This window comes from Microbulbifer okhotskensis (assembly GCF_023895975.1).
GTDB lineage: Bacteria > Pseudomonadota > Gammaproteobacteria > Pseudomonadales > Cellvibrionaceae > Microbulbifer > Microbulbifer okhotskensis.
This window is the reverse complement of the sequence record NZ_JALBWM010000621.1, coordinates 1-204: the sequence shown is the minus strand read 5'-3', so window position 1 is coordinate 204 and position 204 is coordinate 1. Positions and strand designations below refer to the sequence as shown.

At 61.3% G+C, this 204-nt stretch carries 1 protein-coding gene; it reads left to right on the top strand.

Going from position 1 to position 204, the window contains the following annotated elements; all coding sequences use genetic code 11:
* Positions 1-17 precede the first annotated feature (17 nt).
* Positions 18-204 (top strand): hypothetical protein (locus MO867_RS23495; protein ID WP_252473592.1); only part of this gene is annotated, 187 nt, incomplete at its 3' end.

Below are 204 nucleotides of genomic sequence, written 5' to 3'. Positions count from 1 at the left end.
ATATCCCGGATGTTTTGGTGGGGGAAACCATTTCTGTCACCCGCAACCCCTGGCGCGAGGATGCGGTGCAGGTGCTTTATACCAACGAGGACGGCCGCGAGGTGATGCAGGTGCTGGAGCCGGAAGCCCGCGACCAATTCGGCTTTTTGCAAAGCGGCGCAATGCTGGGCGAGGAGTACAAGGCACAGCCGGAAACCCGTGCGG